The sequence below is a fragment of the uncultured Methanobrevibacter sp. genome (assembly GCF_947170395.1).
In the GTDB taxonomy this organism is placed as follows: Archaea; Methanobacteriota; Methanobacteria; order Methanobacteriales; family Methanobacteriaceae; genus Methanocatella.
The window spans coordinates 68,799-77,889 of sequence record NZ_CAMVTE010000009.1; the positions used below are offsets into that span (position 1 = coordinate 68,799).

The 9,091-nt window shown below is 35.1% G+C and carries 8 protein-coding genes and 2 tRNA genes; 8 read left to right on the forward strand and 2 right to left on the reverse strand.

Features of this window, described 5'->3' with window-relative positions:
* The first annotated feature begins 29 nt into the window (after positions 1 to 29).
* From tgtA to Q0W04_RS03980, 8 genes are all read left to right on the forward strand, one after another.
* On the forward strand, positions 30 to 2,009 hold the full coding sequence (gene tgtA, locus Q0W04_RS03945) for a tRNA guanosine(15) transglycosylase TgtA (RefSeq protein ID WP_298500653.1): 1,980 nt from the start codon (positions 30 to 32) through the stop codon (positions 2,007 to 2,009).
* A gap of 4 nt (positions 2,010 to 2,013) precedes the next feature.
* A complete protein-coding gene (locus Q0W04_RS03950) occupies positions 2,014 to 2,682 on the forward strand; it encodes a class I SAM-dependent methyltransferase (protein WP_298500655.1) in 669 nt (222 codons plus the stop codon).
* Positions 2,683 to 2,691: 9 nt separating this feature from the next.
* The gene (locus Q0W04_RS03955) at positions 2,692 to 4,119 is read left to right on the forward strand and encodes a flippase (RefSeq protein ID WP_298500656.1); all 1,428 of its coding nucleotides are present in this window, start codon (positions 2,692 to 2,694) and stop codon (positions 4,117 to 4,119) included.
* Between the two features lie 53 nt (positions 4,120 to 4,172).
* Positions 4,173 to 4,246, forward strand: a tRNA-Gly gene (locus tag Q0W04_RS03960).
* A gap of 8 nt (positions 4,247 to 4,254) precedes the next feature.
* A tRNA-Gly gene (locus Q0W04_RS03965) sits at positions 4,255 to 4,328 on the forward strand.
* Between the two features lie 145 nt (positions 4,329 to 4,473).
* Positions 4,474 to 5,511, forward strand: a complete 1,038-nt coding sequence (locus tag Q0W04_RS03970) for a hydroxymethylglutaryl-CoA synthase (RefSeq protein WP_298500657.1) — start codon at positions 4,474 to 4,476, stop codon at positions 5,509 to 5,511.
* 13 nt (positions 5,512 to 5,524) lie between these two features.
* Complete coding sequence (locus Q0W04_RS03975; RefSeq protein WP_292808319.1) at positions 5,525 to 6,682, forward strand: thiolase domain-containing protein; 1,158 nt, start codon at positions 5,525 to 5,527, stop codon at positions 6,680 to 6,682.
* Positions 6,683 to 6,705: 23 nt separating this feature from the next.
* Entirely contained in the window at positions 6,706 to 7,629 is a 924-nt protein-coding gene (locus Q0W04_RS03980) for a DUF1848 domain-containing protein (protein WP_298500659.1), read from the forward strand.
* A gap of 72 nt (positions 7,630 to 7,701) precedes the next feature.
* On the opposite strand, the gene Q0W04_RS03985 is transcribed toward Q0W04_RS03980, so the two are convergent.
* Positions 7,702 to 8,376 (reverse strand): HXXEE domain-containing protein, encoded by a 675-nt coding sequence (locus Q0W04_RS03985; RefSeq protein ID WP_292809434.1) that lies wholly within the window; start codon positions 8,374 to 8,376, stop codon positions 7,702 to 7,704.
* Between the two features lie 29 nt (positions 8,377 to 8,405).
* Entirely contained in the window at positions 8,406 to 8,858 is a 453-nt protein-coding gene (locus tag Q0W04_RS03990) for a MarR family winged helix-turn-helix transcriptional regulator (protein ID WP_292809431.1), read from the reverse strand.
* Positions 8,859 to 9,091 lie beyond the last annotated feature (233 nt).

A 9,091-nucleotide genomic window follows, 5' to 3' on the forward strand; every position in this document is an offset into this window, starting at 1 on the left:
TTCACTAAATGAATGAGTAGGTTAAATAAATGTTTGAAATTAAAGCTAAAGATAATATGGGGCGTGTTGGAGTTTTAAAAACAAAACATGGGGATGTTAAAACTCCAGCATTAATGCCGGTTATTCATCCGCGTAAACAGGCAATAGATGTAGGTAAATACGGTGCGGATATTGTAATCACCAATGCTTATCTAATTTACAAAGATGAAGAGCTAAAAAAAGAGGCAATTGAGAAAGGACTGCATGAACTGATTCACTTTGACGGACCTGTAATGACTGATTCTGGTTCTTTTCAGTTGTCAGTTTATGGTGATGTTGAAATTACAAACAAGGAAGTTATTGAATTTCAGGAATTAATCAAGACCGACATAGGAACAAGTCTTGATATTCCAACAGCACCTTTTGTGGATAGAGAAAAAGCTGAAAGCGATTTGGAAATTACTCTTGAAAGAGCAAAAGAAGCGGTTGAGTATAAAAAAGAACATAATATTGAAATGCTTTTAAACTCTGTAGTTCAGGGTTCAACATTCATGGATTTGAGAAGGAAATGCGCCAGTGAATTATCAAAGCTTGATGCTGATTTATATCCTATCGGAGCCGTTGTTCCATTAATGGAATCTTATCATTATAAGGATTTGGTTGATGTTGTGATGAATTCAATGAAAGAGCTGCCTGACACTGTTCCCCGCCATCTGATGGGTGCCGGACATCCTATGATTTTCGCTCTTTGTGTTGCAATGGGCTGCGATTTGTTTGATTCAGCGGCTTATATTTTATATGCTGAAGATGACAGGCTATTGTCTACAAGAGGAACCTTTAAATTGGAAAATTTGCAGGAAATGCCATGTTCATGTGAAGTATGTACCAAATACACTCCTGATGATTTAAGGGCAATGCCGAAAGAAAAGAGAAGGGATTTGATCGCCCAACATAATCTGCATGTTTCATTTGCTGAGTTAAGATTAATCAGGCAAGCCATTTATGACGGTAATTTAATGGAACTGGTAGAAGAGAGATGCCGTGCTCATCCGGCACTTCTTGAAGCCGTAAGGCATCTTGGAAACTATTCAAAGGATTTGGAAAAATATGATCCGAGAAGTAAAAAGTCAGCATTTTTCTACACCGGTTCAGAGTCATTATGCAGGCCGGAAGTCCTAAGACATACGCAAAAACTACGCAAAATGCCTAAAAAAAGCAATCTGATAATTCTTCCCCCTTCAAGAAAACCTTACTCAAAATTTGTATCCGGTAAACTGGGGGAATTCTATACTTACGGCGCAGAGCAGGAATTGGACTTGGATGATGCAGATTTCATGGTGCTTGATATTCCATTCGGATTAATTCCATTGGAAATCGATGAAGTGTATCCCTTAAGCCAAAGTGATGCTCCAAAAACAAGAGATGTTGACAGTATTGAATTTTTAGAAGATTTCATATCAGAATTTGTCGAATATTATAATCAGGTTCTGATTCACTCAAGAATTGTAAAAGATTTGGAAATGGGTCTTTACAATAAATGCTCTGTTTCAGATGAAATCAGATACAAAAGGGATGATATTAAAAAAATCAAGGCCATTGCGGATTATCAGTTTGGTGTTGGTGCAGGCGAAGCGTTATTTGCAGGCAATATCAACATTGAGAAGAGTAAAAAAACAGGAAAAATCAGACATATATATGACGGCAAAGTATTGATTGTCAATATGAGGGCATCTGATTCCTATCTGATATTGTCAAAAGAAGGAGCAAAAAGACTGCACAATAAAATGCCTTATCCGCAAAACAGGGTTGTTGTAAATAAAGATTCAGAACCATTTGCACTTGACGGAAAAAGTGTATTCTGTAAATTTGTAGTGGATTGTGATGATGATATCCGTGCAAAGGATGAAGTTTTAATTGTCAGTGAAGTAGATAAATTGCTTGCTTACGGCAAATCCCTATTAGGAGCATGTGAGATAAAAGAGTTCATGACAGGTCAGGCCATTAAAACCAGAAAAGGAATGAAAAAGTGATAATATGAGTGATAATGATAAAGTTAACACAGGTCATAATATTGAAGATAAGGAGCTAATCAAAAATGCAAGAAAACCTGTTGGTGAGTTGGGCCATCAGATATTGGATAGAATGAACAAATCTCATGAATCAATGGCTCAATGGGGAGTAAGTCACTTTGAAATTGCAGAAGACAGTAAAATCCTAGATATCGGTTGTGGGGGTGGAAGAAACATTCAGCGGTTTGCCGAACTGATTAACGACAACGGTCGTGTTGTTGGAATTGATTATTCTGAAGTCAGTGTTGAAAAATCCACTAAATTAAACCAGGAATTTATAAATCAGGGTATTGTAAATGTCCTGCAGGGATCTGTTTCCGACATGCCGTTTTATGATGAAACTTTTGATATTGTAACTGGCTTTGAAACAATATATTTCTGGCCGGATTTTATCAATGACTTAAAAGAGGTAAACAGAGTCCTTAAAAAAGACGGTCTGGTATTTTTCTGTAATGAAGCAGTTTACAGAGAAGGTGAAATGGAAAAATACGATGATTTGGTTGAACTTTTGGATATGAAAATCTATTCGGAAGATGTCCTCAAGGAATCTCTTGAAAAAACAGGATTTAAGGATTTTAAAGCTTATCTAAATGAAGAAAATGATTGGATTTGTGTTTTAGCAAGAAAAATTTAAGGGAATATTATGACTAATAGAGTAAGAACAATATTTGCAAATATGAGTTGGTTAATGGTTTCTCAAATCATTACCAGCATATGTGCATTTGTTTGGACAATATTGATGGCGAGATATTTAGGACCGTCCGATTATGGGATTTTTGGAACAGCAGTATCTTTTACAGTCCTTTTTTCAGTTTTATCAGATTTTGGGGTTACTACTTATATTGTTCGTTCCATATCTATAGATTTGGAACATGAAGATAAATATTTAAATAATGCAATTTCTCTTAAATTGTTTTTATCATTATTGTATTTATCAGCAGTAACTATAGCATTATTGTTGCTTGGATGGGATAATTATGTAGTTCTTATTTGTCTTTTATTTGCCATAGAAAGTTTAATTAAATCATTCCAATTTGCGTTTTGTTCATCTTTTCAAGCTCATGAGCTGATGAAATATCAGGCCATTTCAAATATTATTCTAAATGTTTTAACTTTAACTTTCATTGTTATTGTGTCATTTACAAAATTTGGTTTACTGGGTATAACTTTTGCGTATATTTTTGCTAACATTGTAGGATTAATTTACACAGTTCTAGTTATAAATAATAAGATAATTAAACCTAGATTTTCCTTTGATTTAAGCTTTTATAAAAAATTAATATTGGCAGGTATTCCATTTGCTTTAACAGGTATTTTTTATACAATTTACTATTCAATTGATATTGTGATGATTACTCATTTTACTTCTACTTATTTCACTGGTCTTTATAACTCAGCATACAAGTTAATTAATGTTTTAACTTTGTTTTATTCAATTTATTCTTCTGTCATTTTCCCAGTCATGAGTAAATTATTTGTTGATGAGAAAGATATGTTGCACTTTAGTTTTGTTAAATCAATTAAGTACTTGTCATTGGTTACAATTCCTATTGCTGTATTTACTTTCTTTTATGGGTATGATATAATTAATATTTATGGATCTGAGTATGCGGAGGCCGGTGCGGTTTTAAAAATACTGATTTGGACTGTTTGTTTCTTATTTGTTAATGGGGCATGTTCTTTGATTTTAAATGCATCACATAAAGAATATTCTGTTACAAAAATCTATTCTATGGCTGCCATATTTAATGTAATTTTAAACTTAATATTGATACCTAAGTATTCAGTTTTTGGTGCTTCAATTGCAACTGTTTTAAGTGAGATATTAATTTTATTATTACAATTTTATATGGTAAGTAAAATTAATCAGCTTCCGGACAGACACTTTGTATTTGATGTTTTAAGGATATTCTTCGCATCTGGCGTTTTAGCTTTTGTGTTATATTTCCTCAATTTGAACATGTGGGTTGCAATGCCGGTTTCCATGGTAGTGTATTTTGCAGTAATTATCCTAATTAGAACAGTTGATCCAGACGATAAACTAATAATTAAACAGATAATAGGTAGATAATGCAAAGGTTTATATAATATTAAAACATAAGTTTATTTGTTGTTAGTTTTTATGCGGTGTTAGTCCAGCCTGGTTAAGACTCTAGCCTGCCACGTTAGCGACCCGGGTTCAAATCCCGGACGCCGCACTTTTTATGCAGTTGTGGTATAGTCTGGTTATTACTTGGGCCTTCCAAGCCTACAACCCGGGTTCGAATCCCGGCAACTGCATCTTATGAAAAATACTTTTTTTAAAATTCTTATTTTCTTTAAAAAATAGCTATTTTTTAGTTAATTTTATATAATAATAAATTTAAAATATTAATAATTAAATTAATTTTTAATGTCGTTTAAGATTATTATTTAAGGTGATTTAATGGTAGGAATAGTAGGATATGGTGCGCATGTGCCATCATATAGAATTAAGGTAGAAGAAATTGCTAAGGTATGGGGAGATGACCCTGTAGCCTTATCAAACGGATTGGTTGTTAATGAAAAATCCGTTCCTTCTGCTGATGAAGATACTGCAACTATTGCAGTTACTGCAGCTAGATATGCTCTTAGAAGAGCTCAAATTGATCCAAGTAAGATTGGCGCTGTTTATGTCGGTTCTGAATCACACCCTTATGCAGTAAAGCCAACAGCTTCCATTGTAGCTGAAGCTGTTTGTGCAACTCCAAAATTGACTGCAGCTGATTTGGAATTTGCCTGTAAGGCAGGAACAGCAGGTATTCAAATGTCTATGGGTCTTGTTGAATCAGGCATGGTTGAATATGCTTTGGCTATTGGTGCCGATACATCACAGGGAGCTCCGGGCGATGCACTTGAATACACCGCATCCGCAGGGGGTGCGGCTTATATTATTGGTAATGATAACACAATAGCTGATATTAATCACACATGCAGTTTTACAACAGACACTCCTGATTTTTACAGAAGGGAAGGTCAGGACTATCCGTCTCACGGTGGCCGTTTTACAGGTGAACCTGCTTACTTCAAGCACGTTTTAAGCGCTGCAAAAATGTTATTTGATCAAACAGACTCAAAACCTGAAGATTATGATTATGCATGTTTCCACCAGCCAAACGGTAAGTTCTACTTAAGGGCTGGTAAAAAATTAGGATTCACATCCGAACAAATCAAACAGGGTTTATTAACTCCTAATATTGGAAACACTTATTCCGGCGCTGTACCATTGGCTTTATCCAATATTTTGGATGTTGCTGAACCGGGAGACAATATTTTTGTTATTTCATACGGATCAGGTGCAGGAAGTGACGGTTTTTCAATAACTGTTAAAGATGAAATTGTTGAGAGAAGAGAATTAGCTCCAAAAACACAGGAAATAATTGACGATAAAACCTATGTCGATTATGCTGTTTATGCTAAATTCAAAGGCAAAATTAAAATGTAAGGGGGCTTAAAATATGAGAGATGTTGCGATTATAGGAGTTTCACAAACCAAATTTGGTGAATTATGGGATTCATCTTTTAGAGATTTAATTGCTGAAGCTGGAGTAAAGGCTTTGGTGGATGCAGGTATTGACGGTGATGATATAGAAGCAATGTTTGTTGGAAACATGTCCTCCGGACTGTTTGTAGAACAAGAACACATTGCAGCACTTATTTCAGACCATGTAGGTCTTAATCCGGTTCCAACCACAAGAGTTGAAGCTGCTTGTGCTTCAGGAGGATTGGCTTTAAGACAGGGAATCATGGCAGTTGCATCAGGTTTTCATGATGTGGTAATTTCTGCAGGTGTGGAAAAAATGACTGATGTCGTTGACGCTACCCCGGCTATTGCTACTGCTTCAGATCAGGAATGGGAAGCACAGCAAGGAGCTACATTCCCGTCATTATATGCAATGATTGCAAAAAGACACATGCACGAATATGGCACTACCCGTGAACAGCTAGCGCAGTTTTCAGTGGTAAACCATAAAAATGCATCCAAAAACCCGAATGCACAATTCCCATTCGAGGTAAGTGTGGATAAGGTTATCAACTCAACCATGGTGGCAGACCCGTTAACATTACTTGACTGTTCTCCTGTAAGTGACGGGGCAGCAGCAATTGTAATGGTTCCTGCTGAAGATGCTAAAAAATACACCGATACTCCGATTTATGTAAAAGCTTCTGCACAGGCTTCTGGAACATTAACCTTACACGACAGAAAAGACATTACAACTATTGAATCTACCAAAGTAGCTTCCAGAAAAGCTTATGAAATGGCAGGAGTAACCGTTAAAGATATTGATTTAACTGAAGTGCATGACTGTTTTTCAATCAACGGACTTTTGGCAGTTGAAGACTTAGGATTTGCTGAGAAAGGTAAAGGCGGAATTGCAATTGAGGAAGGACAAACAGAAATTGATGGTGATTTCCCAATCAATACTTCCGGCGGTCTTAAGGCACGTGGACACCCGTTAGGTGCTACAGGTATTGCTCAGGCTGCTGAAGTCGTATGGCAACTCAGAGGAGAAGCTGGCGGACGTCAGGTTGACGGTGCAGAAATCGGTATGTCCCACAACATTGGGGGAACCGGTGGTACTGCAGTTGTACACATTTTCGGAAGAGATTTATAATCTCTTTTACTTTTTCTTTTTTTATGATAATCAATACAGGTTCAAGAACTGATATTCCCGCTTTTTTTAGTAAATGGTTGTTTAATCGTATTGATGAAGGTTTTGTATGCACCAGAAATCCTTATAATGATGATATCTATAAATATCCATTGGACTCTAAGATAATTGACTGTTTATGTTTTTGCACTAAAAATCCAAAGCCAATGCTTAAAAATATTGATTTACTGGATGATTACAATCAGTTCTGGTTTGTAACGATAACTCCTTATGATAAGGACATTGAAGTGAATGTGCCGAATTTCAAAAAGGTTTTAAAATCATTTAAAGATTTGTCTGATTATCTGGGTGTGAATAAGATTTCATGGAGATATGATCCGATTTTTATTTCTGAAAAATACTCTCTTGATTATCACATTGACAAATTCGAGCAGATTGCAAGTGAAATTTCCAACTACACTAATGACTGTACTATCAGCTTCATTGACTTGTACCGAAAGGTTTTAAGAAATTTCCCTGAAGTTTGTGAAGTCACAACTGATGAAAGGTTAATTATTGGTGAGAATTTCTCTAAAATTGCTAAGGAATATGGTATTCGGATGAAAACCTGTGTTGAGGGAACTTTGCTTGACCAGTTCGGTTTTGATTCAAGTGGATGCATGACTCAGCAGGTGATAGAAAAAGCTATAGGAAATAATTTAAAAATCCCTAAAGGAAAATACAGGATTCGTGAATGTGACTGTATATTTGGGAGGGATATTGGAGCATATAATACATGTCTTCACGGATGTAAGTATTGCTACGCCAACTCCAACATGAAACTGGTTAAAAGAAACCAAAAATTGCATAATCCCGATTCACCACTATTGATTGGTGAGGTTAAGGATAGTGATGTTGTAAAAGAGGTTAATGAACCAAGCTTCATTGATGCACAACAAAAATTATTCTAACCTCTATTTATATCGATGCATAGTTTTCATATTAACTTTTGAAATCGAACTACTTGGCATATCTATTGCAGTTCAATCAGATTCGTATTTTTCCAGATATCCTATTTCTGAATATGCAAATCTTGTGGATTTATATTTGTAGGATATGATAAACGGTAAACGTATCATGAATATGATTAGAAATGCTACAAATGCCAATCCCCATAAGTCTGCCATAACAAAGGTTTTTGAATATATTAACCAGTATATGCCGTAAATTGCGGTTTCAAGCAATAAACACCATGCTGTTACTAGTCCTGGCGAATATAATGTTTTTTTGCCTTTGGATTTGTATTGTCTGTATGTTAGTGTGCTGAATACTGTATGGGCAATTGTTTCGCCGATACCGAAAAATATTACAAATATCACTCCTTTGTTTCCGAGCATTGGTGTGAGGAATGTTAATGCGATGAATAGTATTTCCGCTCCAAAGTTAGTAATCATGTCGGTTAGCTTGTTTTCAGGATATGCAAGAGGATTGTCTGATTTTTGAACTATCTTGTTCATCATGAAATGAAATCCGTTTGGCCAGGCAAGCTCTTCAAATACATGCAAAGGTAGAAATATTGCAAGCAATGCCATTAATTTTTGCGGCACATCCCATACGCCCCAATTAATTATCAAAACATTAAGCATCACGATTCCTAAAAAATATGTTGTATGCAGCCATGGTTCTCCGCACCATTTGTCCAATAATGATTCTGCCATAATTATCACCTTATAATTTTGTTGTTTTTTTATAATTTCAAAGAATTAATGACCAGTAATTTAATTATTTCATTGAATTTGTCAATATCTGATTCATTGATATCCTTATAGATTTCTTTTAACCACTCATCGGTAATATGTAACATGTTTTCACTTATTTCAAAACCCTGTTCACTTAAAGAGAGTAATCTTCGTGTTTTATTGTTGGGATCTTTAGTTCGTATTACAAATCCCTTGTTTTCAAGATTTTTTAGGGTTCTGGCAACGACGGGTTCGGATACGCTGAACGTTTCTGATAAATCCCGTTGTGTGATATTTTCATTGTCCACATAAATTCTTAGAATATAATGTATTTCAGCAGGAGTCACATTAGTTCCTTTGAGTTTTTTTTCAAAAAAGCTTGTATGGCCTTTTAAAATTAAATTCAGTGCAGGATATAATGGAATTATATCTATCTTTTCAACCTTATTTAACGTGTCCATAGTATCATCCAACAATAAAACTTATCATGATAAGTTTATAGGTTATGTTATTTAAATATATTGTAAAATAATATGGGCAGGACTGTGGTAGAGGATTTTGATACTTTTAAATCATTTTTTGTTCGTATAGTATAGAACAAATTTCACTAAATGTAGTAGATAATTTAAAGTGTGTTACGCCAACAGCAACATGAAGCTGGTCAAAAGGAATCAAAAATTGCATAATCCTGATT